General features: G+C 52.1%; 23 protein-coding genes. 11 read left to right on the top strand and 12 right to left on the bottom strand.

Annotated features, from left to right (window positions below):
- The coding region (locus tag HMPREF1028_RS10700; RefSeq protein WP_009312768.1) for an IS5/IS1182 family transposase at positions 1-321 on the top strand (321 nt) is incomplete at its 5' end.
- A gap of 595 nt (positions 322-916) precedes the next feature.
- Here HMPREF1028_RS10700 and HMPREF1028_RS10705 read toward each other — a convergent pair.
- A complete protein-coding gene (locus HMPREF1028_RS10705) occupies positions 917-2,197 on the bottom strand; it encodes an AmpG family muropeptide MFS transporter (RefSeq protein ID WP_036529638.1) in 1,281 nt (426 codons plus the stop codon).
- A 367-nt stretch (positions 2,198-2,564) separates the two neighbouring features.
- Here HMPREF1028_RS10705 and HMPREF1028_RS10710 point away from each other — a divergent pair, with 367 nt between their 5' ends.
- Positions 2,565-3,515, top strand: coding sequence for a bile acid:sodium symporter family protein (locus HMPREF1028_RS10710; protein WP_009312770.1), 951 nt, complete (start codon positions 2,565-2,567; stop codon positions 3,513-3,515).
- 97 nt (positions 3,516-3,612) lie between these two features.
- Here the strand turns inward: HMPREF1028_RS10710 and dapB are convergent, their stop codons facing one another.
- Both dapB and HMPREF1028_RS10720 read right to left on the bottom strand, forming a co-directional pair.
- Entirely contained in the window at positions 3,613-4,422 is an 810-nt protein-coding gene (dapB, locus tag HMPREF1028_RS10715) for a 4-hydroxy-tetrahydrodipicolinate reductase (protein WP_009312771.1), read from the bottom strand.
- 16 nt (positions 4,423-4,438) lie between these two features.
- Positions 4,439-4,822 (bottom strand): outer membrane protein assembly factor BamE, encoded by a 384-nt coding sequence (locus HMPREF1028_RS10720; protein ID WP_003757199.1) that lies wholly within the window; start codon positions 4,820-4,822, stop codon positions 4,439-4,441.
- Between the two features lie 158 nt (positions 4,823-4,980).
- On the opposite strand from HMPREF1028_RS10720, the gene fur reads away from it, so the two are divergent.
- Both fur and aat read left to right on the top strand, forming a co-directional pair.
- A complete protein-coding gene (gene fur / locus HMPREF1028_RS10725; RefSeq protein WP_083294153.1) occupies positions 4,981-5,478 on the top strand; it encodes a ferric iron uptake transcriptional regulator in 498 nt (165 codons plus the stop codon).
- 277 nt (positions 5,479-5,755) lie between these two features.
- On the top strand, positions 5,756-6,481 hold the full coding sequence (aat, locus tag HMPREF1028_RS10730) for a leucyl/phenylalanyl-tRNA--protein transferase (protein ID WP_009312772.1): 726 nt from the start codon (positions 5,756-5,758) through the stop codon (positions 6,479-6,481).
- A 207-nt stretch (positions 6,482-6,688) separates the two neighbouring features.
- On the opposite strand, the gene xth is transcribed toward aat, so the two are convergent.
- Both xth and HMPREF1028_RS10740 read right to left on the bottom strand, forming a co-directional pair.
- Entirely contained in the window at positions 6,689-7,459 is a 771-nt protein-coding gene (gene xth, locus HMPREF1028_RS10735; RefSeq protein WP_009312773.1) for an exodeoxyribonuclease III, read from the bottom strand.
- A gap of 188 nt (positions 7,460-7,647) precedes the next feature.
- A complete protein-coding gene (locus HMPREF1028_RS10740) occupies positions 7,648-7,929 on the bottom strand; it encodes a metalloregulator ArsR/SmtB family transcription factor (RefSeq protein ID WP_003766347.1) in 282 nt (93 codons plus the stop codon).
- Between the two features lie 796 nt (positions 7,930-8,725).
- On the opposite strand from HMPREF1028_RS10740, the gene HMPREF1028_RS10750 reads away from it, so the two are divergent.
- Complete coding sequence (locus HMPREF1028_RS10750) at positions 8,726-9,346, top strand: nuclease-related domain-containing protein (RefSeq protein WP_003780289.1); 621 nt, start codon at positions 8,726-8,728, stop codon at positions 9,344-9,346.
- 121 nt (positions 9,347-9,467) lie between these two features.
- Here the strand turns inward: HMPREF1028_RS10750 and queA are convergent, their stop codons facing one another.
- Positions 9,468-10,499, bottom strand: coding sequence for a tRNA preQ1(34) S-adenosylmethionine ribosyltransferase-isomerase QueA (gene queA / locus HMPREF1028_RS10755; RefSeq protein WP_009312775.1), 1,032 nt, complete (start codon positions 10,497-10,499; stop codon positions 9,468-9,470).
- A 375-nt stretch (positions 10,500-10,874) separates the two neighbouring features.
- Here queA and accB point away from each other — a divergent pair, with 375 nt between their 5' ends.
- From accB to prmA, 4 genes are all read left to right on the top strand, one after another.
- Positions 10,875-11,336, top strand: coding sequence for an acetyl-CoA carboxylase biotin carboxyl carrier protein (gene accB, locus HMPREF1028_RS10760; RefSeq protein WP_003757188.1), 462 nt, complete (start codon positions 10,875-10,877; stop codon positions 11,334-11,336).
- 70 nt (positions 11,337-11,406) lie between these two features.
- The gene (locus HMPREF1028_RS10765) at positions 11,407-11,598 is read left to right on the top strand and encodes a YqaE/Pmp3 family membrane protein (protein WP_003741645.1); all 192 of its coding nucleotides are present in this window, start codon (positions 11,407-11,409) and stop codon (positions 11,596-11,598) included.
- A gap of 35 nt (positions 11,599-11,633) precedes the next feature.
- Entirely contained in the window at positions 11,634-12,995 is a 1,362-nt protein-coding gene (gene accC / locus HMPREF1028_RS10770) for an acetyl-CoA carboxylase biotin carboxylase subunit (RefSeq protein WP_009312776.1), read from the top strand.
- Between the two features lie 526 nt (positions 12,996-13,521).
- Positions 13,522-14,409, top strand: coding sequence for a 50S ribosomal protein L11 methyltransferase (gene prmA, locus HMPREF1028_RS10775; protein WP_009312777.1), 888 nt, complete (start codon positions 13,522-13,524; stop codon positions 14,407-14,409).
- A 76-nt stretch (positions 14,410-14,485) separates the two neighbouring features.
- On the opposite strand, the gene HMPREF1028_RS10780 is transcribed toward prmA, so the two are convergent.
- From HMPREF1028_RS10780 to HMPREF1028_RS10795, 4 genes are all read right to left on the bottom strand, one after another.
- Positions 14,486-14,827, bottom strand: coding sequence for a hypothetical protein (locus HMPREF1028_RS10780; RefSeq protein ID WP_009312778.1), 342 nt, complete (start codon positions 14,825-14,827; stop codon positions 14,486-14,488).
- 130 nt (positions 14,828-14,957) lie between these two features.
- Positions 14,958-16,025, bottom strand: a complete 1,068-nt coding sequence (locus HMPREF1028_RS10785; RefSeq protein ID WP_009312779.1) for a Fic family protein — start codon at positions 16,023-16,025, stop codon at positions 14,958-14,960.
- A 145-nt stretch (positions 16,026-16,170) separates the two neighbouring features.
- The gene (locus HMPREF1028_RS10790; protein WP_009312780.1) at positions 16,171-18,444 is read right to left on the bottom strand and encodes a Tex family protein; all 2,274 of its coding nucleotides are present in this window, start codon (positions 18,442-18,444) and stop codon (positions 16,171-16,173) included.
- Between the two features lie 120 nt (positions 18,445-18,564).
- The gene (locus tag HMPREF1028_RS10795) at positions 18,565-19,593 is read right to left on the bottom strand and encodes an FRG domain-containing protein (RefSeq protein WP_009312781.1); all 1,029 of its coding nucleotides are present in this window, start codon (positions 19,591-19,593) and stop codon (positions 18,565-18,567) included.
- A gap of 288 nt (positions 19,594-19,881) precedes the next feature.
- On the opposite strand from HMPREF1028_RS10795, the gene recG reads away from it, so the two are divergent.
- Complete coding sequence (recG, locus tag HMPREF1028_RS10800; RefSeq protein ID WP_009312782.1) at positions 19,882-21,924, top strand: ATP-dependent DNA helicase RecG; 2,043 nt, start codon at positions 19,882-19,884, stop codon at positions 21,922-21,924.
- Positions 21,925-22,163: 239 nt separating this feature from the next.
- Here the strand turns inward: recG and HMPREF1028_RS10805 are convergent, their stop codons facing one another.
- Positions 22,164-23,570 carry a DEAD/DEAH box helicase gene (locus HMPREF1028_RS10805; protein ID WP_009312783.1) on the bottom strand — a complete coding sequence of 469 codons (1,407 nt, stop codon included), beginning with the start codon at positions 23,568-23,570 and terminating at the stop codon, positions 22,164-22,166.
- A 459-nt stretch (positions 23,571-24,029) separates the two neighbouring features.
- On the opposite strand from HMPREF1028_RS10805, the gene HMPREF1028_RS10810 reads away from it, so the two are divergent.
- Entirely contained in the window at positions 24,030-24,278 is a 249-nt protein-coding gene (locus HMPREF1028_RS10810) for a hypothetical protein (RefSeq protein WP_003757173.1), read from the top strand.
- Positions 24,279-24,463: 185 nt separating this feature from the next.
- On the opposite strand, the gene HMPREF1028_RS10815 is transcribed toward HMPREF1028_RS10810, so the two are convergent.
- Positions 24,464-25,105 carry a GrxB family glutaredoxin gene (locus HMPREF1028_RS10815; RefSeq protein ID WP_009312784.1) on the bottom strand — a complete coding sequence of 214 codons (642 nt, stop codon included), beginning with the start codon at positions 25,103-25,105 and terminating at the stop codon, positions 24,464-24,466.
- Positions 25,106-25,111 lie beyond the last annotated feature (6 nt).

The raw sequence follows: 25,111 nt of genomic DNA on the forward strand, positions 1-25,111 counted from the left end.
GGTACGACCGTCTATGCCGACAAAGGCTACGACAGCAAGGAAAACCGGCAACATCTGAAAGAGCATCAGTTGTTAGACGGCATTATGCGCAAAGCCCAACGCAACCGTCCGCTGACGGAAGCGCAAACCAAACGCAACCGATATTTATCGAAGACCCGTTATGTGGTCGAACAAAGCTTCGGTACGCTGCACCGTAAATTCCGCTACGCCCGGGCAGCCTATTTTGGTCTGTGTAAAGTGAGTGCGCAAAGTCATCTGAAGGCGATGTGTTTGAACCTGTTGAAAGCGGCTAACAGGCTAAGTGTGCCTGTTGCCGCCTAAAAGGCGGCCCGGATGCCTGATTATGGGGTATCCGGGGAGGATTAAGGGGGTATTGGGGTAGAATTAAGGAGTGATTGGGGCGGAAATAGACGAAAAACTGTGTTGAGGTTTCGGTTGTCGGGAGGAGGGCTTTTTTGCAAAGGTCTCATATTGTCGATATAAGACGGCGGGTATCAAGCAAAACTAAAAACTATTTGCAGAAGGGCGGTAGCGTTATGGAGAAAGTTGGGCAAGGGTAAACTGAAGTGGAAATATCTGTGTAGAAATGGCAGCTCGTAGCTTGTTTGTATTTGAATCTACGACAGTCCAGCATATCTGCGGTTTGCCGTCTTGTATAGTGGATTAAATTTAAATCAGGACAAGGCGACGAAGCCGCAGACAGTACAGATAGTACGGAACCGATTCACTTGGTGCTTCAGCACCTTAGAGAATCGTTCTCTTTGAGCTAAGGCGAGGCAACGCCGTACCGGTTTAAAGTTAATCCACTATATTTGCTTGACTGTTTTCTCTATTCTTGATTTGCAACGTTGTAAAAAAGGTCGTCTGAAACCGGATACATTGGTTTTCAGACGACCTCGTGGTTTTGGTGGCATATTTAAGCAGATTGTCCTTTTTTATCTCCGTTCCAAGGCGCAACTTTAAATAGCAGCAACATCCCAGGAATCCCCAATATAAAACACAGCCAGAAGAAATTGACGTAGCCCATCTTTTCAATCAGAAAACCTGCTGATGCGTTCATAAACGTGCGCGGTACGGCGGATAAACTGGTAAACAGAGCAAGTTGGGTGGCGGTAAAGGCTGGATTGGTTTCGCGCGCCATGTAGGCTACAAAGGCGGCAGTACCCAATCCGACACCGAATGCCTCCGCGCTGATAATGCCTGCGAGCATTGTTTTTTCGGTCAGGGTAATGATACCGAATTTGCCGAAGCCGGCCAGCCAGGCAAAGCCCAGGATAGTAACGAGCTGTACGACGCCGAAGAGCCACAGGGCTTTGTTGACGCCGAGTTTCAGCATCCAGATACCGCCGAGTATGCCGGCGATGACGGCGGGCCAGAGACCGGCGTTTTTGGCAATCAGACCGATGTCGGTTTTGCTGAAACCCATGTCGAGATAAAACGGAGTAGCCAGTGCAGTGGCCATGCTGTCGCCGAGTTTGTACAGGAAGATGAATAACAGCACCAAGATGGCTTGTTTTGTGCCTTTGCGAGAGAAAAATTCTTGAAACGGTTCAACTACGGTTTGAGTCAGCGTTCGCGGTGCAGTGGGCGGCATGTTTGGTTCTTGGGCAAGAAGCAGCGTCATCAATAGACCGGGCAGCATGAATAGGGAGGTAATGAGGAAGACGCTGTTCCACGGCATAATGTCGGCCAAAATCAGGCTCAACGAGCCGGGAACGAGGGCGGCGACGCGGTAGGCATTGACATGGATGGAGTTGCCTAGACCCAGTTCTTTGTCCGATAGGATTTCTCGGCGGAAGGCGTCCAGTACGATATCCTGACTGGCGGAAAAAAAAGCAACGGCAACGGAGAGGCCGACGATGATGGGCAGGTGTTGGTGCGGATTGAGGAATGCGTAAGCAGCAAGGGTCAGCAGCAGACCGATTTGCGTAACCAGCATCCAACCGCGTCGGCGGCCGAGAAAGGGTGGGCGCACGGCATCCATTACGGGCGACCAGATAAATTTCCAAGTAAACGGCAGACCGATTAAAGACATCAGACCGATGGTTTTCAGGTCGATGTTTTCGGTGCGCAGCCAAGCAGGAATCAGGTTAATCAGGAAATAAAGCGGCAACCCCGATGTGAAGCCCGTAAAAATACAAATCAACATATTGCGCGAAAAAATCCGCTGCATAGTGCTTGGTTGGGAATCAGTCATAATGGATGAGCAGTACAAAAAGAAAGGCACATTGTAACAAATCCTGCGTAGCAGGGCGGGATTGCCTACTGTAATGGTTTAAAAACAAATGAGAGGGCGGGATTGCCTACTGTAATGGTTTAAAAACAAATGAGAGGGCGTGAATTGCCGCAATATGTGTCAAAGAGCTGCTTGGTATCTGGATGGGGTCGTCTGAAAATTTAGATTCTGTCAGTAAGAGACAAGCAGCAATATAGTGCTGACTATTCATTTATTTATTCAATTGCCGATTGTTTCCGCTATCGTTGCCAGAGTTGCATAGAAAAGTTAATATCCGTTAAATTATGGCAATCGCTGTCATACATAACAACCTACAAAGGAGCAAACTATGAACTTTCTGACCGCCGTCAGCCGGCAAATGACCCGATTTACCGCCCTGATTATCGTCCTTGCTTCTATCGTCGCCTTTATCGAGCCCGCGACTTTTTCATGGGTAAAAGGCGATACGCAAGTCGTCGTACTCGGCATCATTATGCTCGGCATGGGCATGACTCTAGGCAAAGAAGACTATCAAATTTTGGCTAAACGCCCGCTCGATATTTTCATCGGCGCAGTTGCCCAATACACCATTATGCCGCTGCTCGCCATCGGTATCGCCAAAGCCTTCAACCTTTCGCCCGGATTGACGCTGGGTCTGGTTTTGGTCGGTACTTGCCCGGGCGGGGTTTCGTCCAACATCATGAGTTTCCTTGCCAAAGGCGATGTTGCCTTCTCAGTCGGCATGACCACCGTCTCTACCGTCCTCGCCCCCGTTATGACGCCGCTGTGGATGACTTACCTCGTGGGACAAACCGTCGAAATGGACGGCTGGGGCATGTTCAAGTTTATGTTGCTCGTTACCCTGTTGCCTGTCGTTATCGGCTCTGCCGCCAATATGTTGCTGCACAAAAAACACTGGTTTGAAGATGTTCGCGCCATCATGCCCGCCGTTGCCGTTGCCGCCTTTGCCTGTATTGTCGGCGGTGTTGCCGCCGTCCACGGCCACCGTTTTGCCGAATCTGCCTTAGTTATGGTGCTCGCCATTGCCGCACACAATATCGGCGGCTACATCCTCGGCTATTACAGCGGCGCGCTAACCGGTATGAACACCGCCAAAAAACGTACCATCGCTATCGAAGTCGGCGTACAAAACGCCGGTCTAGCCACGGGTCTGAGCGCCAAATTCTTCCCGGGTAACGCCGAATCCGCCGTCGCCACCGCCGTCGCCTGCGTCTGGCACTCCGTATCAGGAACCGTCTTGGGCAACTTATTCGCTTGGTGGGATAGGCGTAAGCAATAAGCTGCGGTGGTCGGTTCAGTCTTCAATCAATAATCAAAAGGTCGTCTGAAAAACATTTTTCAGACGACCTTTTTGTGTCATGCGGATGAAAACGGCTTTAGCGGTTTTTCAATCCCAAAACGTCCTGCATATCGTATAAACCTGTTTTGCCGTTGACCCAAACTGCGGCGCGGACGGCGCCGGCGGCGAAGGTCATGCGGCTGCTGGCTTTGTGGGTGATTTCGACGCGTTCGCCGTCGGTGGCGAAGAGGGCGGTGTGGTCGCCGACGATGTCGCCTGCGCGGACGGTGGCAAAGCCGATGGTGGACGGATCGCGCGGGCCGGTGTGGCCTTCGCGGCCGTAAACGGCGCATTGTTTGAGGTCGCGGCCGAGCGCGTCGGCGATGACTTCGCCCATGCGCAGGGCGGTGCCGCTGGGTGCGTCGACTTTGTGGCGGTGGTGGCCTTCGATGATTTCGATGTCGTAGCCTTCGTTGAGGACGCGGGCGACGGTGTCGAGGATGTGGAAGGTGAGGTTGACGCCGACGCTGAAGTTGGCGGCGAAGACGACGCCTGTTTTTTCGCCTGCGGCTCGGATGGCGGCTTTGCCTGCGTCGTCGAAGCCGGTGGTGCCGATGATGATGTTGACGCCTTTTTCAACGCATTTTTGCAGGTGTTTGAGGGTCGGCTCGGGGCGGGTGAAGTCGATGAGTACGTCGCTTTGGGCGAGGACGGCGTCAACGTCGTCTGAAATGGCGATGCCGGTTTTGATGCCGGAGGCGAAACCTGCATCCAAGCCTAAGACTTCGGAGCCTGAATGTTCGAGTGCGCCGGAGAGGACGGTGTCGGGATGGTTGTTGACGGCTTCAACCAGTACGCGCCCCATGCGGCCGTTGACGCCGGCGATGGCGATTTTCAATGCGCTCATGCGGTTTCCTTAATGATTATTGTGCAGTTTGGGCTGCTTTTTGTTCGGCTTGGAGGGTTTCGATGGATTTTTGGATGGCATCGCCTTCTGCGCGGACAAGGACGTCGTTTTCAAAATAAACGGTGAGGTTGCTGCGGTCTTTGATGATGCCGTTGCGGCTGGTATTGAAGGTGTAGTCCCAACGGTCGGCATGGAATGCGTCGCGCAGCAGCGGGGTGCCGAGCAGGAGTTGGACTTGGTCGCGGCTCATGCCTGCTTGGAGGGAGACGACGGCTCGGGGATCAAGTTCGTTGCCTTGGATGACTTTGAGTTTGTAAGAGGGGAACAGGGAAACGCGTTCGGCGCTGCATGCGGAAAGTCCGATGAGGGCGGCGAGGGCAAGACAGAGGGGTTTGTTCACGGATATGCCTTTCTGTTCGAATTCGGGTGGAAGGGTATCATTGCTTGAATTTTTTGAAAAAGCAAACGATAATCATCTCTTTGATTATAATTTCAGCCAACTATCGTTTGTATGCAAATAGGACTTGTGGTTTTATTGCAAACCGCTATAGCGTAATAGTGGGCAAGTGGGCTGAAATTGCGTATTATAACGTCTATTACTTTACAGGGATATTGAATATTATGGAAAAATTCAGCAATATTGCGCAATTGAAAGACAGCGGTTTGAAGGTTACCGGTCCGCGTTTGAAAATCTTGGATTTGTTCGAGTCGCATGCTGAAGAGCATTTGAGTGCCGAAGATGTGTACCGTATTTTGCTGGAAGAGGGTGTGGAAATCGGCGTAGCGACGATTTACCGCGTGTTGACCCAGTTCGAGCAGGCAGGCATTTTGCAGCGCCACCATTTTGAAACCGGCAAGGCGGTTTACGAATTGGACAAAGGCGACCACCACGACCATATCGTCTGCGTGAAATGCGGCGAGGTAACGGAATTCCACAATCCCGAAATCGAAGCCTTACAAGACAAAATCGCGGAAGAAAACGGCTACCGCATCGTTGACCATGCGCTTTATATGTACGGCGTGTGCGGCGAATGCCAAGCGAAGAGCAAACGCTGATTCCCGTTTTAAAATGCTTCATGTTCAGACGACCTCGGATGAGAATTTGGGGTCGTCTGAAATTTTTTGCGGAACATGAACATCATGCCGCTGCAAATCAGAATAATATAGTGGATTAAATTTAAATCAGGACAAGGCGACGAAGCCGCAGACAGTACAGATAGTACGGAGCCGATTCACTTGGTGCTTCAGCACCTTAGAGAATCGTTCTCTTTGAGCTAAGGCGAGGCAACGCCGTACCGGTTTAAAGTTAATCCACTATACCTTAGGATTTTTAATGAGTATCCCCTTGCTTTACCCTAATGATTATACTTTTCCCGATCCGTTTTATGTGCTGGAAGAATGCGACGGCTTGGTCGGTATCAGCCGCGATTTGGATACGGGACGGCTGCTGTCGGCGTATCGGCAGGGGATTTTTCCGTGGTTCAGCGAAGACGGCTGGTTTTTTTGGCATACCATAGATCCGCGCGCCGTCATCGTGCCTGAAAATCTGCATATCGGGCGTTCGTTGGCGAAAACCTTGCGCAACAAACCCTATCGGGTAACGGTTAACCAATGCTTCGAAGCCGTCATTGCGCATTGCGCCGCCTTTCCGCGCCCCGGTCAGGACGGCACATGGATTGTTCCCGAATTCCAAGCCGCTTATACCGAGCTGCACCGCTTGGGTCATGCGCATTCGTTTGAATGTTTTTATCCTGATGAAACAGGTCGTCTGAAACTGGCGGGTGGCTTTTACGGCGTACAAATCGGAAGGGTGTTTTACGGAGAATCCATGTTTGCCCTTGAGCCGGATGCCTCCAAAATCGCCTTCGCGCGAGCCGTCCCGTTTCTTGCAGGACTGGGTATTGAGTTGATTGACTGTCAGCAAGATACCCTGCATATGCATCGTTTCGGTTCGGAACCGATACCGTTCGCCGAATTTCAGACGACCTTGCAACGCTTGAACGCTTTGCCTTTGAAGGAAGAACTGGGTGCATGGATAGTAGGTGGAACGTTGGACTAGCGGCAGGATATATAGTGGATTAAATTTAAATCAGGACAAGGCGACGAAGCCGCAGACAGTACAAATAGTACGGCAAGGCGAGGCAACGCCGTACTGGTTTAAATTTAATCCACTATAGAGTCGGCTTCGAGTTAGAAGCAAATAGCAAAAGGTCGTCTGAAAAACCAAAAATAAGGTTTTCAGACGACCTTTTTTAAAGATTACACCTTACAAATCAAATTCAGCCACAACCGGCGCATGGTCGCTGGGGCGTTCTTGCGCGCGCGCGTCCAAATCGACATAAACGTCTTTCAACACGGCAGACAGGGCGGGGCTGATAAGCTGGTGGTCGATGCGCAGTCCGAGTTTGCGTTGGAACATCGCGCCGCGATAGTCAAACCAAGTGTAAAACGCGCCTTCGGGGTGGATTTGGCGCAGGCTGTCGGTTAAGCCTAAATCCAACAGGTTTTTGAACCACTGTCTCTCGATGGATGAGCAGTGGATTTTTTCATGCCATTTTTCGGGGTCGTAGCAGTCGGCATCGGCGGGCGCGATATTGAAGTCGCCGAGCAAGACCAGTTTTTCGTGGCGGGTCATTTCGTCGCGGACAAATTCAGTCAAAGCGGCAAACCATTGTTCTTTATATTGGAATTTCGGACTGTCGAGGGCTTCGCCGTTGACGCAATAGACATTGATGATGCGCACGCCGTTGACGGTTGCGGCGATGACGCGGCGTTGCGGGTCGTCGGGCAGGGCGGGCAGACCGATGTGTACGTCTTGCGGTTCGCTGCGACTGATGATGGCGACGCCATTGTAGGTTTTTTGTCCGCTCCAAGCGCTGTGCCAACCCATCATTTGCAGGGCGGCGGCGGGAAATTTGTCTTGGTCTAGCTTGAGTTCTTGCAAAACAAGGACATCGGGCTGATGGTCGGCAAGCCAGTTTTGCACCTGCGGCAGGCGCACGTTGAGGGAATTGACGTTCCAAGTGGTGATTTTCATGCGGATTCCGTGTGTGAGGGTCGTCTGAAAAGCGTTTCGGGCTTTTCGGGAAAAATAAGGACAAAACAAAAGCGGTTCATGAAAACCGCTTTGTTGGGTAAACGGGACGCTATTGTATCATCAGGGGATTGGGGCGGCTGCCGGTTTTGAAACAAAAATCCGTTTGAGAAAACAAGGCTCAACAGCCTTTAGGCGGCTTTACGGTTTTCCAAATTGCGCAACGTATCGAGGATGACGGCGGCTTCTTCGGATACCAGACGGTATTCGATGATGCGGTGGTAGCGGGTGAAATCGATCAGACCTTCGGAGCGCAGGCGCGCGAGATGGTTGGAAACGGCGGTCGCAGGCTGTCCGAGCGCTTCGGATAATTCGGCGATGCTGCGTTCGCTGTCCATCAGCATGAACAAAATGGTCATGCGGTCGGGGTTGGCGATGAGTTTGAGAAGGGAAGAGAGACGTTTGGTTTCCATAGTGAGGCTTTCTTTATCAGTAAGATTGGTTTTTAGGGGCTGAAACGGTAGGGCAAAATGAGTTTGATTCTTTTTGCGTTTATCCGTAAATTCAACCGTTTATATCGGGTAAGTATAAAGCAAGCAACGTGAAAAAGGAGTATGTCCGTTAAAATTTATCGTAAATAATTGTTGTTTCGCCGGCTTTTGAGAAAGTAACCGAATCGGGTGAATATGTTTTTGGAATGTGGATAAAGGTTCTCATTTTATTTTTTTGTTTATAAAAACCAAAGAAACTATTTCTATACAAAGTGTTATCGGCGGTGTCGTATTTGGGAACTGTGTCGGGAGGTTGGAAATATTATTGGGGTCGTCTGAAAACAGAGGCAGGGAAGGGCTGTCGGAGAGTGTGATATTTTGCCGACACTTAAAGGGGGGTGGCGGATTGATGTCACAGATTATTTTTGTAGCGGGATTGGGTTTTGAAGGTTTGCGCGTCGGTTTTAGATTAATTTATGATGAATGCTTGAGATTGAATAATCAGGAGATTTTTTGGATTTGGAAAGTGAAGGGATGGAAACGGTCAGGCAATGTCAGTCTGAAGAATGACTGATTCAAAAAATGATAAGCGGTGTAAATTTTATACAAATGGTATTTTTTATTGTAAATAATATAAATTGCGTTATAATCATAAAAAATTACATTAGCATTATAAATAAGCTAATACATTATAAAAAATAACATTTTTGCCGTCTGTATGGGGTATGGGGAGTGCTGTTCATGCAGGAGCGGCAGTATTTGCGGGAAAATATCATTTATGGATACCGACTTTCTGTCTTCGGGCGGTCTTGTGCTGACGGGCTGTGCAGCGGCATTTGTGCTGGCAACCTGCCTGTCTAAAAATACGCCTGTCAAACAATTTATCAGCCGTTTCGCCGTCAATGTTCGTGCGGATTGCAGCTTGGACGAATCTGTCTATCATGAGTTTCGCGGCTTGGATATTTATCGGGACGGGCAGCATGAACAGATTGATTATGTTTATGTATCCTGTTTCGGGATTTTCGTGGTTGCCACGCCGAATTATCAGGGCAGGATTTGGGGCGACGACGGCAATGGGATGTGGACGCAGAAGTTTCATAAAAGCAAAACGCTGTTCCCCAACCCTTTGTTGAAAAACCAGCAATACATTCGGATTTTGTCCGAGAAGCTCCACCTGCCGACGCGGGCGTTTTCTTCGGTGGTGGTTTTTCCGGGTAATTGCCAATTTCAAACCATGATGCCGGACAATGTTACGGAAGACTCTGATTTTGCCGAATATATTTCACAATATACAGAAGTCGTGCTGATGCCTGAAGAAGTCAAGCAAATCAGGGAAGTGCTGGAAGGCTATGAATTTGATTTGGTTTTCAACCGGCAGAGGTTTGAATCGCATGTATGAACAGGGTGGGGCGGATTGGGCATAATCGGTTTTTATGTATTGCAGATTGCCCACTTTATAAACCTTCCCAAAAAAAACGTCGTCTGAATCGTTTTCAGACGACGTTTTTCTTCAGAGATTTTTAAGGTTCCGAGCGTCCCAAAACCATCGCATCCCCGTAGCTGAAAAAACGGTATTCATGTTCGACCGCATGGCGGTACACCGCGCGGATGTGTTCCATGCCCGAAAACGCGCTGACGAGCATCAGAAGCGTGGATTTGGGCAGGTGGAAATTGGTAATCAGGCGGTCGATGACGCGGAAGCGGTAGCCTGGCGTGATGAAGATATCCGTGTCGCCCTGTCCCGCTTTCAGACGACCTGTCTCGCGCGCGGCGGATTCGAGGGCGCGCATGGAAGTGGTGCCGACTGCCCAAACTTTGTTTCCGCGCGCATGGGCGGCTTCGATGGCGGCGACGGTTTCGGGCGGTACGTCAAACCATTCGCTGTGCATTTTGTGTTCTTCGATTTTGTCCACGCGCACGGGCTGGAACGTTCCCGCGCCGACGTGCAGGGTGACTTCCGCTGTTTCCACGCCTTTGGCTTTCAGACGACCTAAAAGCTCGTCTGTAAAATGCAAACCTGCCGTCGGCGCCGCGACCGCGCCCTGATGTTTGGCATAGACGGTTTGATAGCGCGTGTCGTCATCCGCGCCGGCAGCGCGTTCGATATAAGGCGGCAGCGGCAAATGGCCGTTTTGCTCCAGCAGCTCGTAAACGGTTTGCCCGCCTTCAAAGCACAGGCAAAACAGTTCGTCCGCACGCTCAACCATGACGGCACAAATACCGCCTTCAAAAATCAGCTTCGTGCCGGGTTTAGGCGATTTGGACGAACGGATGTGCGCCAGTGCGGTATGGTTGTTCAAAACGCGCTCTATCAAGGCCTCGATTTTTCCGCCGCTCTCTTTTTGCCCGAACAGCCGCGCTTTCATGACTTTGGTGTTGTTGAACACCAAAACGTCGCCCGCCTCAATATAATCAGGCAAATCGCCGAATACGCGGTCTTGCAGCGGCATATCGGGCAGCGCGACCAAAAGACGGCTGCTACCGCGCACTTCGGGCGGGTGCTGGGCAATTAATCGGTCGGGCAGAGTGAAATCGAAATCGGAAATGTCCATAATCTTATTTTGATGCTTACAAATTTTGTCAGGCGGTCATTATACGCACTTTGGCTTTTTTCAGACGACCTTTTCCCTTCATAAACCAACAAATTAGAATAAACACTCGTTGAAAAAATACGCATTCGGACGAAATCTCCGAATTTGCCCGTTTTGTTCAAAAACCGCCTTTTTTCGAGATTTTGCTAGACATTTGTCGGCAAGTTCGGGAAAATAGTCAAATTCATTTACGGGGTTTCTGCTCCTGCGAATGCCCTTTATGCAACCCAATACCGTCCGGCTTGCGCCGTTGCCGCAGGCCGGTCGTTTTCTGAAATATCACGCAACAAACACGGCCGCTTCACGACATTTGGGCCGTATCGTAAAGGAACGAAAATGGATTTGCGCAAATTAAAAAAACTGATTGATTTAGTAGAAGAATCAGGTATCGCCGAAATCGAAGTGACCGAAGGCGAGGAAAAAGTCCGCATCACCCGCGCCACCGCCGCTCCGGCTCCCGTTTATGCAGCGCCCGCCCAAGTAGCGGTGCCTGCCCCTGCACCCGCCGCCGCGCCTGCCGCCGCAGCAGCCCCCGCTCCCGCAGCCCCAGCCGCCCGCGACCTGTCCAACGCGCAAAAATCGCCTATGGTCGGTACGTTCTACCGCGCGCCCGGCCCGAATGCCGCCGCTTTCGTCGAAGTTGGTCAGCAAGTCAAAGCCGGCGATACATTGTGTATCATCGAAGCGATGAAGTTGATGAACGAAATCGAAGCCGAGAAATCCGGCACGGTTAAAGAAATTCTGGTGGAAAACGGTACGCCTGTGGAATTTGGCGAGCCGCTCTTCATCATCGAATAATTCGTTTTCAGACGACCTTCCGGATTGCGGGCAGGTCGTCTGAAATGCTTTCCAACTCAGGATTTCCACCATGCGCCTGCTGTTAGCCATCTTCCTGCCCTTCGCCGTATTCTTCACCATCGGCCGTCCGATTGCGGGCATCATCTGCCTGATTCTCCAATTCACCTTAATCGGCTGGATTCCTGCCGCCATGTGGGCGGTGTACGCGTTAAGCCAATACAAGACCGATGAAAAAATCCGCAATGCGTTGGGCAAAAGGTAACAAGCAGGTCGTCTGAAACCACAGGAAAGGTCATCATGCTGAAAAAAGTATTAATCGCCAACCGAGGCGAAATCGCGCTGCGCGTCCTGCGTGCCTGCCGCGAAATGGGCATCGCCACCGTCGCCGTGCATTCCGAAGCCGACAAAGACAGTCTGCACGTCAAACTTGCCGACGAATCCGTGTGCATCGGCCCTGCCGCTTCCGCACAAAGCTATCTCAATATTCCCGCCATCATTGCCGCCGCAGAAGTTACCGGCGCGGATGCCATCCACCCGGGCTACGGCTTCCTTGCCGAAAATGCCAATTTTGCCGAACAAGTCGAACAATCCGGCTTCATCTTCATCGGCCCACGCGCCGAAACCATCCGCCTGATGGGCGACAAAGTTTCCGCGAAACACGCGATGATTGAAGCGGGCGTACCTTGCGTTCCCGGTTCGGACGGCGCCCTGTCCGACGATCCCGCCGAAATCCTCAAAACCGCCGATAAAGTCGGTTATCCCGTGATTATCAAAGCATCGGGCGGCGGCGGCGGACGCGGTATGCGCGTGGTCGAGAAAAAAGAAGACCTCATCAAATCCGTCGAAATGACCAAAGCCGAAGCAGGCGCGGCGTTCGGCAACCCGATGGTCTATATGGAACGCTACCTGCAACGCCCGCGCCACGTCGAAATCCAAGTGCTCGCCGACGAACACGGCAACGCCATCTACCTTGCCGAGCGCGATTGCTCCATGCAGCGCCGCCACCAAAAAGTCATCGAAGAAGCCCCCGCGCCCTTCATCGACGAAAAAGCCCGCGAAAAAATCGGCAAAGCCTGTACCGACGCCTGCAAACGCATCGGCTACCGTGGCGCAGGTACGTTTGAATTCCTGTATGAAAACGGCGAATTCTTCTTTATCGAAATGAACACCCGCGTCCAAGTCGAACACCCCGTTACCGAGCTGATTACCGGCGTAGACATCGTACAGGAACAAATCCGCATTGCCGGCGGCCTGCCTTTGCAATACAGGCAAAAAGACATCCACATCGAAGGCCATGCTTTCGAGTGCCGAATCAATGCCGAAGACCCGTACAACTTCATCCCCAGCCCCGGCCTGATTGAAAGCTGCCATCTGCCCGGCGGCTTCGGCATCCGCGTGGACAGCCATATTTACCAAGGCTACCGCATCCCGCCGTACTACGACAGCCTGATCGGTAAAGTCTGCGTCATCGGCAAAACCCGCGAGCAGGCAATGGCAAAAATGCGCGTCGCCCTCGCCGAGCTTGCCGTGACCGGCATCAAAACCAATACCCCGCTGCACCGCGATTTGTTCAGCGACCCCGGTTTTGAAAAAGGCGGCGTCAGCATCCACTATCTGGAACACTGGCTGGAAGAACGCAAAGCCAAACAGGACAAATAAACTCGTCCCGCTTGGATAGTCGAAGGTCGTCTGAAAAACCATATGGCTTTCAGACGACCTTTTTTCAGACAAATTGAAACCTGATTTCGAGCATACATCCGCGATTGCCGACAAGCCTAGAATATAGCTAAATGACTTTATTTTCGATACGCAACTTACCGATTGCCGTCATTCCCACCCCCGCCTACGCGAGGACAGGCTACGGCAGGAATCCATTTTTGAAATTCAGAAACTGTTTTTCAAATCAAGGTTTCTCAAGTTTTACGATGGATTCCCGCCTGCGCGGGAATGACGGAATTTGATGACATGCTGTGTTTAAAGTTAAGTATGTTTGCTATATGATTGAATCAACCTATCTGCCGCCATTTCGGTGCAATAAAGAATCCGTGTTCAGGCAGAAAAACGATTCAATCCGAAGTAAGTGGTCCGCTGTTACACCCATAGTCCAAACATACCGCAAACGACCAACATCGCGTATTTGACCGCCATTTCCTAATTTCAGACGACCCCACCGAGAAAGCCCACCATGTCCTATCAACAAATCACCATCAACGTCAACGACGCCGTCGCCGAACGCCTCGCCGACGCCCTGATGGAAAACGGCGCACTCTCCGCCGCCATCGAAGACGCCTACGCAGGCACCGAAAACGAACAAGCCATCTTCGGCGAACCCGGTATGCCGACCGAACAAATCTGGCAGCAAAGCAAAGTCATCGCCTTGTTCGGCGAAAACGACGATGCCGCAGCCATGATTCAAGCCGCCAGCCAAGCATGCGGGTTGAAAGACTTGGCATACACCAGCGAAATCCTTGCCGACCAAGACTGGGTGCGCCTGACACAAGCGCAGTTCGATCCCATCCAAATTTCCGAGCGCCTGTGGATTACCCCCTCTTGGCACGAAGCGCCCAACAGCAACGCCGTCAACCTCCAGCTCGACCCCGGCCTTGCCTTCGGTACCGGCAGCCATCCGACCACCCGCCTCTGCCTCAAGTGGCTGGACACACAACTCAAAGGCGGCGAAAGCGTCCTCGACTACGGCTGCGGCTCCGGCATCCTGACCATCGCCGCCCTCAAGCTTGGCGCAGGTTCTGCCGTCGGCGTCGATATTGACGAACAAGCCATCCGCGCCAGCAAGGACAACGCCGCACAAAACAACGTCGATGCACAGTTCTACCTGCCCGACGGTTTGCCGCAAGGACAATTCGACATCGTCGTCGCCAACATCCTCGCCAATCCCCTGCGCATGCTCGGCGAAATGCTCGCCGCCCGCACCAAACAGGGCGGCCGCATCGTGTTGTCCGGTTTACTGGACGAACAAGTTGAAGAACTCAGCGGCATTTACCGCCAATGGTTCGACATCGAACCCGCCGAAATCGACGAAGGCTGGGCAAGGCTCAGCGGCGTCAAACGCTGATAGCGATACGCTCAAACAAAAGGTCGTCTGAAAACCGATTCAGGTTTCAGACGACCTTTTTCATGCCAATCCTGCATTAATAATTGGTCGAGCAGAACTGTTCACGCTTGTCCGCATCGGCGGCATAACACGTCAAGCCCATGCCCGCCGCGTTGCTGTTGCTCGCCTTCGCTCCCGGTTTTTTGTTCACCAAAACCTTGCCATTTTTCCCGATTTCCACGGTTACGCCCTTGCCGTTTTTCAGCTTCCATTTCAACACCTGCGCATCGGCATTCTGACACTTGTTGACCGAACAGCCGCCTTCAGCCGCGACATTACCGTTTTTATAAATCACACATTGCTGCTGGCTGTCGGTACAAGCCGCATACGCAGCAACGGAAAAACAGGAAATCAACGCGGCAAACAAAACAGGTTTCATGGTTTGGACTCCTTGGGTTGTGATGATGGATTTGTAATATTTGGAACTATACGCCTGTTTGTATGGGTAAACCAGCGGGTATGAGATAAGTAATATATTGATTTAATATTTAAATAAATTTCTAATTTTATCAATTGGTTGGTAATAAAATATCCATCAGCGCGATATTAATATAGTAGTTGCTTCTGCCTATGTTTTCTTTATGCAGGAATCCGCCTTCCGTCAGTTCGTTCAGATATTTGGCGGCACTGGGGCGGGAAACGTTCAGCGTTTTCATCAGGAAATCGATTTTTGTGTAGGGATGGTTGAACAGGTGGTTAATCAGGTCTTGGCTGTAGAAGCTGAAGTTTTGCCTGATGCGGTGTTTGTAGTCCAGCATAGCTTGATGGATGTGCTGCACGGTATCGATGCCGTCCTTGGCGGTTTGTTCCACGGCTTCCAGCATATACAGCAACCAGCCTTCCCATTCACCCGTATCGCGTACATGTTGCAGCAGGCGGTAATATTCGCTTTTGTTCCGCACCAGATAGCGGCTGAGGTATAAGACGGGAATATCCGGCAATCCGGTTAAAACCAGATACAGCACATTGATAATCCTGCCTGTTCTGCCGTTGCCGTCGTAAAACGGGTGAATGCTTTCAAACTGGTGGTGGAGCAGCGCCATGCGGATCAGCGGATCGATAGGTTTTTCCGTGTTGTCGTCGTTGATAAATACTTCCAATCTGCTCATCAGGCGAATGATGTCATTCGTATGTTGCGGCGGCGTATAGACGGTTTCGCCGGTACGGTCGTTTCTCAGCATCGTCCCCGACTGTTTACGGAATCCGGCACGGTTCTTTTCCAACTCGGCTTGTATTGTCAAAATATGATTGTTGGTCAGCATTCCGTGTTTTTGGATAAGGTCGAAGCCGCAATGCAGTGCTGAAGCATAATTCTGCACTTCTTTGATGGCAGGACTAGACTGGCTTGCTGATATTCCTGCACGGAACAGTTCGTCATGGGTGGTAATGATATTTTCGATTTCGGAACTGTCTTTGGCTTCCTGCAAAGACAGCATGTTAATCAGAATGCCTTGGTTGGGAATGCTGCGGCAGATACCTTTTAATTCAGCCAGATAACGATGGGCGGAATTCAGTTTTTTCAAGACAGGGACCGTTTCGAGGTCTGCTTCGGGAGGGAATTGTTCGATCGAGTACATTTTAGGTTTTCAGTTAATTGATAAAAAAATCCCATTTTTTTGCTATATCGCTTCAATATGATAAAAAAACGGGATTTTTTTTACAATTTAATTTTATTTATTTGTTTCAAAACGGTTTTACTTTAAATAGCACTTCAGACTACTGTTACCGTTTCAACTTCGCAAACGCATCTGCCATCGCCGAATTGGTCGGGGCGCGGTCGTTGCGTTGGGGTTTGCGGTCGCGGCGTTCGAAGTGTTTGCTTTCAGACGACCTGTTGCCTTTGGTTGCGCCGCCGGCCTCGTCATCCAAGCGCATGGTCAGCGCGATGCGTTTTCTGGCGGCATCGACTTCCAGCACTTTCACTTTCACCACGTCGCCGGCTTTCACGACTTCGCGCGGGTCTTGGACGAACTTATTGGACAGGGCGGAGATGTGCACTAGGCCGTCCTGATGGACGCCGATGTCCACGAATGCGCCGAAGTTGGCGACGTTGGAGACCACGCCTTCGAGTATCATGCCGACTTGCAAGTCGCTGATTTCGTGGATGCCTTCGGCGAATGATGCCGTCTGAAATTCGCCGCGCGGGTCACGGCCGGGTTTTTCCAGCTCGGACAGGATGTCCAGAATGGTCGGCAGGCCGAAGCGTTCATCGGTGAAGTCGGACGCTTTGATTTGCTTCACGCGCTCGCGGTTGCCGATGAGTTCGGCGGCGGTAATACCTTGTTGCGCCAGCATTTTGGCGACGACGGGATAGGCTTCGGGGTGGACGGCGCTCGCGTCCAGCGGCTCTTTGCCGCCGTTAATCCGCAAAAAGCCTGCCGCCTGCTCGAAGGTTTTTTCGCCCAAACGCGGTACTTTCAGCAATTTTTTGCGGCTGTCGAACGCGCCGTTTTCATCGCGGTAGGCGACAATGTTTTGGGCAAGGGTTTGATTCAAACCGGAAATCCGCGCCAAGAGCGGGGCGGAGGCAGTGTTCACGTCCACGCCGACGGCGTTCACGCAGTCTTCGACCACCGCGTCCAGTGATTTGGCGAGCTGGCTTTGGTTCACGTCGTGCTGATACTGGCCCACGCCGATGGATTTGGGGTCGATTTTCACCAACTCGGCGAGCGGGTCTTGCAGCCTGCGGGCGATGGACACCGCGCCGCGCAGGGAAACATCCAAGTCGGGGAACTCGCGCGCCGCCAGTTCGGACGCGGAATAAATCGACGCGCCGGCTTCGGAAACGACGATTTTGTGCAGCCCCATTTCCGGCATTCCGCGCACCAGTTCGCCCGCAATTTTGTCGGTTTCGCGGCTGGCGGTGCCGTTGCCGATGGCGATGAGCTTCACGCCGTGTTGTTTAATCAGGCGCGACAGCGTTGCCAACATATTGTTTTCTTGATGCAAATAGACGATGACGGTATCCAGCAGCTTGCCCGTGTCGTCCACTACGGCGCATTTGACGCCGTTGCGGTAGCCGGGGTCGAGACCCAAAGTAGTCAGCCGTCCGGCGGGCGCGGCGAGCAGCAAGTCTTTGAGATTGCGGGCGAACACGGTAATCGCGTCGGTGTCGGCGGCTTCTTTCAGACGACCTAAGGCTTCGAGTTCCAGCGATAAAAAGATTTTCGCGCGCCAAGTCAGGCGCACGGTGTCGCGCAGCCATTTGTGGCCGTCTGAAACCTTGAAGCGGCGGGCGATGATTTGCTCGTATTCGCTTTGCTGCGTCATCGGCGTGTCGTCGGGCTGGTATTTGAGCGCGATGTTCAACACGCCTTCGTTGCGGCCGCGCAAAACCGCCAGCGCGCGGTGGCTGGGCATGGCGCGGACGGGTTCGCGGTGGTCGAAATAATCGCTGAATTTTTCGCCTTCGGTTTCTTTACCTTCAACGACTTGCGCGTGGATTTCGGCTTCGTTCCACAGCTTGTCGCGCAGCATGCCGATGAGTTCCGCGTCTTCGGCAAACTGCTCCATCAGAATCGCGCGTGCGCCGTCCAATGCGGCTTTGGTGTCGGGGACGTTTTCGTTCAGGTAGCCCTGCGCGGCGGCTTCCACGTCCTGCGGCTGCTCGGCAAGCAACACGTCCGCCAGCGGCTGCAAACCATGTTCGCGCGCGATTTGCGCTTTGGTGCGGCGTTTGGGCTTGTAGGGCAGATACAGGTCTTCCAGCACGGTTTTGTTGTCGGCGGCTTCGATTTGCGCCCTGAGGTCGTCTGAAAGCTTGCCTTGCTCTTCAATGCTTTTTAAAACAACGGCTTTGCGCTCTTCCAACTCGCGCAGGTATTGCAGCCGCTCGGCAAGCTGTCGCAACTGCGTATCGTCCAGCCCGCCCGTGGCTTCCTTGCGGTAGCGGGCGATAAAGGGTACGGTCGCGCCGTCGTCCAAAAGCTCGATGGCGGCGGTGATTTGGGCGGCGGTGGCGGAGAGTTCTTGAGAGAGGATTTGGGTGATGTTCATGGAGGTCCTTTGGATGGGTGCAGGCTGCCTGAAAGCGTTAGCTTTAACGAAGTTGAAAAGTGCAGGCTGCTTTTGGAGTTCGGGTTAGAGCGAAATTAAATTTTCAGGTAGCCCGAAAAGTTATTTTTTTGGCTTGTATTGCATCATGATTTCTTGAGCCTGGCTTTCAAGTTCGGGGAAGAGGGTTTGCCTGCTAATGCCGAATGCTTTGAGCTCCTGCATGATTTGAGGTTTGTTTTTGATAATGAATTTCTGGTTGTTTTCAGTTTTTCGCTGCCAATTATCGGGAAATTTGGCTGGATTGAGTTTTGTTTCGTCAATACCGAAAAGTAGGAAGCAGCCTTGCTGTCGGGAAATTCGGGTATTGCTAAGTTTGGCGCGTACGCATAGGACGCGGGCTAAATCACGGTGGTTGATGACAGGGTGAAAGCTGGGTTTGTCAGTATGGATAGTGTGTAACAAGGAAAGGATGGCTGGATCATTATTAAATGAAGATATGAAAGCAGATTCTCCAAGTTCTGATGCTGCCTTTAGAACAGTTTCTTTGTATTCGTTAATATTTTTAAATGACATGACACCTTTATTTATACCGATTTCTATTGATCTTAATATATTTATGTCCAGATTTTCTAATTGATATTTAGCATTTGCTAAATCTGATGCTATTTGAGCAGAATGAAGACCGTTAGATAAAGAAAAATTGCTATTTTGGGTACTAATTGCTGCCAAAATTGCCACAGTATCACTGTCCCAATATTTCACTTCTGTGTCAGGAATATCCAAAATAATTAGTTCACCATCTTCATCATGATGCTTTGTATCTGAACAAGCGAAATATAAAGCAACCAATGCATTGCTGGTTAAATCCAATAATCGCGTGGCATAGCTGTAATGCTGTAATTTAACAAGTTTCTCAAACAGAGTGTTATTCGGTAAAAACTCATCAGGACAATTGGTCAGGGCCTCTTTGATAATTTTATCTTCATTTTCAATTAGGTATTGTTCGCGATAAATACTGGGAAGAATTTGCCATGATTGTACTGCGTGTCCACGAAAGAATCGTGTTGTGCCATGTTTGGGTTCACTTAAATTTTTTAAGATTTGAGTTAGATCACTGATATTGTGGATTTCGTTAGGTTGTTTTTTCATGCTTGATTCTCTAAGGGAATTCGGTTAAATAGATGTTCTAGGCTACATGAAGTTACTGCTTTAATACTTTTAACATAGTAAATTTATTTCTTTCTGCTTCTTGTATTAATCATTTTTACATAAATGGTATATGTCTGATTATTAGCAACAGTCATTTAGGTGATATTTATGAGAAGGGGTCGTCTGAAAAACACGCTATTATAAAGGATTAACTTGGTACCGAACGTCCTTTCAGACGACCCCTTCCTACATTTTCAGCTAAAATACGCGCCATTAAAGGACAAAGCCATGATGACGCCCGAAACCCAGAAACAGCTCAAAATCACCGACGTTTCCGCCAAGAAGCTCGACAAACTCAACCTCCATACCGCATGGGATTTGGTTTTGCATCTGCCGCTGCGTTACGAGGACGAGACGCACATCATGCCGATTAAGGACGCGCCGATCGGCGTGCCGTGTCAGGTCGAGGGCGAAGTCATCCATCAGGAAGTCACGTTCAAACCGCGCAAGCAGCTGATTGTCCAAATCGCCGACGATTCCGGCAGTGTCCTTTTCCTGCGCTTCATCCACTTTTACGCCAGCAACCAGAAACAGATGGCGGTCGGCAAACGCATCCGCGCCGTGGGCGAAATCAAACACGGGTTTCACGGTGACGAGATGATTCATCCCAAAATCCGCGATGCCGAGAGCGGCGGTTTGGCGGAAAGCCTCACGCCTGTCTATCCGACCGTAAACGGTTTGAACCAGCCCACTTTGCGCCGCATCATTCAGACGGCGTTGGACGTTACGCCGCTGCACGACACGCTCCCCGATGCCTTATTGGGTCGTCTGAAACTGCCGCACCTCGCCGAAAGTCTGCGTCTTCTGCATTCTCCGCCGCCTAGTTTCACTATTCATCAACTTTCCGACGGCGCGCTCCCTGCATGGCAGCGGCTCAAATTCGACGAACTTTTGGCGCAACAGCTTTCCATGCGTTTGGCGCGGCAGAAGCGCGTCAGCGGTACGGCGGCGGCATTGGGCGGCGACGGTACGCTGACCCAAGCCCTGCGCCACGCCTTACCGTTTGCCCTGACCGATGCACAAGAAAGGGTCGTGTCCGAAATCCGCCGCGACATGGCGCAAACCCACCCCATGCACCGCCTGCTGCAAGGCGATGTCGGCAGCGGCAAAACCATCGTCGCCGCCTTGTCCGCGCTGACCGCCATCGAATCCGGCGCGCAGGTAGCCGTGATGGCGCCGACCGAAATCCTTGCCGAACAGCATTTCATCAAGTTCAAACAATGGCTCGAACCTTTAGGACTCGAAGTCGTCTGGCTCTCCGGCAGCCAGCGCAAAAAAGCCAAAGACGAAGCCAAAGCCAAACTCGCCGACGGCACCGTCAAAATCGCCGTCGGCACGCACGCCCTGTTTTCAGACGACGTCGAGTTTCAAAATCTGGGCTTGGTGATTGTGGACGAACAACACCGCTTCGGCGTCGCCCAACGCCTCGCCCTCAAAAACAAAGGGCGCGATGTCCACCAGTTGATGATGTCCGCCACGCCCATCCCGCGCACGCTCGCCATGAGTTTTTTCGCCGACTTGGACGTGTCCGTCATCGACGAATTGCCGCCCGGGCGCACCCCGATTAAAACCCGCCTCGTCAACAACGTCCGCCGCGCCGAAGTCGAAGGCTTCGTCCTCAACATCTGCCGCAAAGGGCAGCAGGCATACTGGGTCTGCCCGCTGATTGAAGAAAGCGAAACCTTGCAACTGCAAACCGCTACCGAAACCCTCGAGCAGCTTCAGGCGGCATTGCCCGAACTCAACATCGGCTTGGTACACGGGCGCATGAAAGCTGCCGAAAAAGCCGAAGTCATGGCTCAGTTTGCCGCAGGCTGTCTGAACGTCTTGGTTGCCACCACCGTTATCGAAGTCGGCGTAGATGTGCCCAACGCCGCCCTGATGGTGATCGAACACGCCGAGCGCATGGGCTTGGCGCAGCTGCACCAATTACGCGGGAGGGTAGGGCGCGGCGCGGCAGAAAGCGTGTGCGTCCTCCTGTTTGCCGAACCCTTGAGCGAACTCGCCAAAGCGCGGCTGAAAGTCATCTACGAACACACCGACGGCTTCGAAATCGCCCGCCAAGACCTCAACATCCGCGGCCCCGGAGAATTTCTCGGCGCGCGCCAAAGCGGCGTCCCCATGCTGCGCTTTGCCAACCTTGAAGAAGACCTGCACCTCTTGGAACAGGCGCGCGAAATCGCCCCGATGCTGATTGAACAAAACCCCGAAATCGTCGAAGCGCATCTGGCAAGGTGGCTTGCCAGCAGGGAAGGATATTTGGGCGTGTGAGGTCGTCTGAAAAGGCTTCGCCTGCGGATAGAGTGGATTAACTTTAAACCGGTACGGCGTTGCCTCGCCTTAGCTCAAAGAGAACGATTCTCTAAGGTGCTGAAGCACCAAGTGAATCGGTTCCGTACTATCTGTACTGTCTGCGGCTTCGTCGCCTTGTCCTGATTTTTGTTAATCCACTATAAAAAGGTCGTCTGAAAATTTTTTCAGACGACCTTTTAGACTTTATAGAGAACAGATTATTTCGTGCCGTAATTGGGTTGCAGCAGGGCGCAGGGTTGGCGTTCCCTGCGGCTGCGGCGGCTGCGTCCGGCGATGGTGCCGCAGGCGGCGCCGGGATCGGTTTTGTCGGCTTTTGGGGATTTGTCGCCGCGCTCGTTACGGTCATTGCGTTCGCTGCGGTTGTTCCGTTCGGAACGGTTTCTGTCGTTGCCGCGGCTGCGGGTTGGGGCGGCTTGGGTGTCTGCGGAGGCATCGCCGTCGGCGTCACTTCCCCACCAGTTTGGTTCGAAACCTTCGATGCGTTCGACTGCCAAGTCGTTGCCGGTCAATTCTTTGATGGCTTCAAACATTTTTTGCTCGGTTTTGTCCATCAGAGAAATGGCAACGCCGTCCGCGCCTGCCCTGCCGGTGCGTCCGATGCGGTGGACGTAGTCTTCGGGCTGGGTCGGCAGTTCGTAGTTGATGACGAAGGGCAGCTCGGCAATGTCCAGGCCGCGTGCGGCGACGTCGGTGGCGACGAGGACGCGCAGGCTGCCTTCTTTGAAGGCGTTGAGGGTTTCGAGGCGGCTTTGCTGGGATTTGTCGCCGTGGATGGATTGGGCGGCAAGGTTGCGGCGTACGAGGTCGCGGGTGACTTGGTCGACGCTTTGTTTGGTTTTGCAGAATACGATGACTTGGTTCATCTGCAAATCGACAATCAGCCGTTCTAAAAGGTTGCGTTTTTTGAGCGCGTCAACGGCGATGATGTGCTGCTCGACATTGGCGCTGGTGGTGTTTTGCGCGGCGACTTCGACGATTTCGGGCGCATTCATGAAGTCTTTGGCGAGTTTGCGGATGGGCGGGGCAAAGGTTGCGGAAAAGAGCAGGGTTTGGCGTGGTTTGGGCAGCATCTGCATGATTTTGCGGATGTCGTCGATGAAACCCATATCCAGCATACGGTCGGCTTCGTCGAGGACGACGATTTCGACTTTGTTTAAATTGATGTTTTTCTGTTTGACGTGGTCAAGCAGCCTGCCGACGGTGGCGACGACGATTTCGCAGCCGGCGCGCAGGTCGGCGGTTTGTTTGTCCATGTTGACGCCGCCGAAAAGGACGGTATGCCGCAGCGGCAGGTTTTTGATGTAGCCCTGCACGTTTTGGTCGATTTGGTCGGCAAGTTCGCGCGTCGGGGTCAACACGAGCATACGCACAGGGTGCATCGCGGGCGATGTACTGGAAGTGGCGTAGCGTTTGAGGCGTTCCAGGCTGGGCAGCATAAAGGCGGCGGTTTTGCCTGTACCGGTTTGGGCGGCGGCGAGCAAGTCGTGGCCGGCAAGTGCTTTGGGGATGGCGGCGGCTTGGATGGGCGTCGGGTTTTCGTAACCTTGTTCGGTCAGCGCGGAAACGATTTCGCTGCCAAGCCCGAGTGAGGCGAATGGATTCATGGCGGTATCTTTCTGTCCGGACGGGATGCGGAATGCCGCATGGGGTCGTCTGAAACGGGAGGATGTTTTGATTGTGTGTTCGGTAGGATGCCGCCGGCAAAGTATGCGGCCGGTTTACGGCAAACCGCAGAAGGGGGGATGTGGTCTCTGCGGTATGGAAAGGTAAGCGGGATTATGCCATAAAACCCTTGCGCCGCCCAACGGCAGGCGGTCGGGGCGTTGGGGTTGGGCGGTGTTGCCGGAGTGGAAAGGGGATTTTTTACATTGCCATGCCAGCGGCGTTTATGTCTCTTAAATTTTTGAAACCGCTTATCATTTCCTGACGGCATTTACTGTCATAGTTCAAACTTATCAAAACCTTTCATATGTAAATGAAACTAAATCGTACTAATGGGACTCTGTTTTGAGACAGACGCAAATTTGCGCTGTAAACCATCAATCACAATAGGAATATACGACATGAAAACTTTATTGATCGCCGTTGCCGCTGCAAGCCTGATGCTGGGTGCCTGCTCTAGCAGCAAAACTACTGAAGAAGCTAAAACTCCTAGCGTAAGCGTTGAAGAGGCAATCGCTCAATGTCAACAAGCTTCCGGTGCAAACCAAGACCGCGCCGTGTTCGATGCATGTATGAAAGACAAAGGCTACCAACGCAGCGCCGCTGAAGGCGCAGCCGCAGCTGCTGCTTCTGCACCTGCCGCACAATAAGCACAGCTAGGAATTATTGATGTATCACCCGATCTGTTCGGGGTCATACATCAACAATTTCTCGCCATGCTTGTTCCGCCTGATTCCATTCACTCCCGGAAGGTAGGGCGGGCGCAAACGGAAAGGTCGTCTGAAAACAGTTTTCAGACGACCTTTCCGTTTGTTTTATCCGGCGGATTCGGTTATTACAAGGCGCGGTCGAAATACAGCGGCACGCCCGATGCTTCGCTCATGCGCAGCAGGTAGTCCATAACCTTCTGCGGCCACTCGACACCGCGTACGACGGTCAGGTTGCGCAATATCGGGAACACCAATATGTCTTCCATGCCGATTTCGCCGTTCAAACCTGCGCCGCTTTCGGCCATCAGCGTTTCCAGTTCCGCCAAATCTTCGTTCAGCCGTTGCACATACTGACCGTTTTTTTCCAAATTGGCGGCGAAGCTGCCGATGCTTTTCTCTTTTTTATCCGTGAAATATTTCACTGCTTCCGGCGTTTCAAATTCGGGCAGCTCGAGTTTGATCACGCGCGGCTGGACGAGTTTCAGGTTGTATTCGCCCACTTTGTCCAACCATGCCTGGATTTCGGGGCGGATTTCATCTTTCAGACGACCCTCGCGGTCAAGATAGCGGACAACGTCCAAACTCTCGCCCATAAACGAACCGTCTTCTTTTTGCAGGATGGGCACTTGTTTCGCGCCGATCATGCCGATCGGCGTTGCCTCGTCGTCGTTTGCCAGCACGACCTCTTCAACGTCCGCGCCAAACAGCCCGGCCGCCATCCGCGCACGCACGCAAAACGGGCAATGGTCGTAAATATACAGCTTCATCGGATA

The sequence above is a fragment of the Neisseria sp. GT4A_CT1 genome, from assembly GCF_000227275.1.
Classification (GTDB): Bacteria; Pseudomonadota; Gammaproteobacteria; order Burkholderiales; family Neisseriaceae; genus Neisseria.

Excerpts from the sequence above, each read along its gene's own strand:
- HMPREF1028_RS10705 (WP_036529638.1), bottom strand. The coding sequence starts at position 2,197 with ATGACTGATTCCCAACCAAGCACTATGCAGCGGATTTTTTCGCGCAAT.
- HMPREF1028_RS10710 (WP_009312770.1), top strand. The coding sequence starts at position 2,565 with ATGAACTTTCTGACCGCCGTCAGCCGGCAAATGACCCGATTTACCGCC.
- dapB (WP_009312771.1), bottom strand. The coding sequence starts at position 4,422 with ATGAGCGCATTGAAAATCGCCATCGCCGGCGTCAACGGCCGCATGGGG.
- aat (WP_009312772.1), top strand. The coding sequence starts at position 5,756 with ATGAGTATCCCCTTGCTTTACCCTAATGATTATACTTTTCCCGATCCG.
- xth (WP_009312773.1), bottom strand. The coding sequence starts at position 7,459 with ATGAAAATCACCACTTGGAACGTCAATTCCCTCAACGTGCGCCTGCCG.
- HMPREF1028_RS10740 (WP_003766347.1), bottom strand. The coding sequence starts at position 7,929 with ATGGAAACCAAACGTCTCTCTTCCCTTCTCAAACTCATCGCCAACCCC.
- HMPREF1028_RS10750 (WP_003780289.1), top strand. The coding sequence starts at position 8,726 with ATGGATACCGACTTTCTGTCTTCGGGCGGTCTTGTGCTGACGGGCTGT.
- queA (WP_009312775.1), bottom strand. The coding sequence starts at position 10,499 with ATGGACATTTCCGATTTCGATTTCACTCTGCCCGACCGATTAATTGCC.
- accB (WP_003757188.1), top strand. The coding sequence starts at position 10,875 with ATGGATTTGCGCAAATTAAAAAAACTGATTGATTTAGTAGAAGAATCA.
- HMPREF1028_RS10765 (WP_003741645.1), top strand. The coding sequence starts at position 11,407 with ATGCGCCTGCTGTTAGCCATCTTCCTGCCCTTCGCCGTATTCTTCACC.
- accC (WP_009312776.1), top strand. The coding sequence starts at position 11,634 with ATGCTGAAAAAAGTATTAATCGCCAACCGAGGCGAAATCGCGCTGCGC.
- prmA (WP_009312777.1), top strand. The coding sequence starts at position 13,522 with ATGTCCTATCAACAAATCACCATCAACGTCAACGACGCCGTCGCCGAA.
- HMPREF1028_RS10780 (WP_009312778.1), bottom strand. The coding sequence starts at position 14,827 with ATGAAACCTGTTTTGTTTGCCGCGTTGATTTCCTGTTTTTCCGTTGCT.
- HMPREF1028_RS10785 (WP_009312779.1), bottom strand. The coding sequence starts at position 16,025 with ATGTACTCGATCGAACAATTCCCTCCCGAAGCAGACCTCGAAACGGTC.
- HMPREF1028_RS10790 (WP_009312780.1), bottom strand. The coding sequence starts at position 18,444 with ATGAACATCACCCAAATCCTCTCTCAAGAACTCTCCGCCACCGCCGCC.
- HMPREF1028_RS10795 (WP_009312781.1), bottom strand. The coding sequence starts at position 19,593 with ATGAAAAAACAACCTAACGAAATCCACAATATCAGTGATCTAACTCAA.
- recG (WP_009312782.1), top strand. The coding sequence starts at position 19,882 with ATGATGACGCCCGAAACCCAGAAACAGCTCAAAATCACCGACGTTTCC.
- HMPREF1028_RS10805 (WP_009312783.1), bottom strand. The coding sequence starts at position 23,570 with ATGAATCCATTCGCCTCACTCGGGCTTGGCAGCGAAATCGTTTCCGCG.
- HMPREF1028_RS10810 (WP_003757173.1), top strand. The coding sequence starts at position 24,030 with ATGAAAACTTTATTGATCGCCGTTGCCGCTGCAAGCCTGATGCTGGGT.
- HMPREF1028_RS10815 (WP_009312784.1), bottom strand. The coding sequence starts at position 25,105 with ATGAAGCTGTATATTTACGACCATTGCCCGTTTTGCGTGCGTGCGCGG.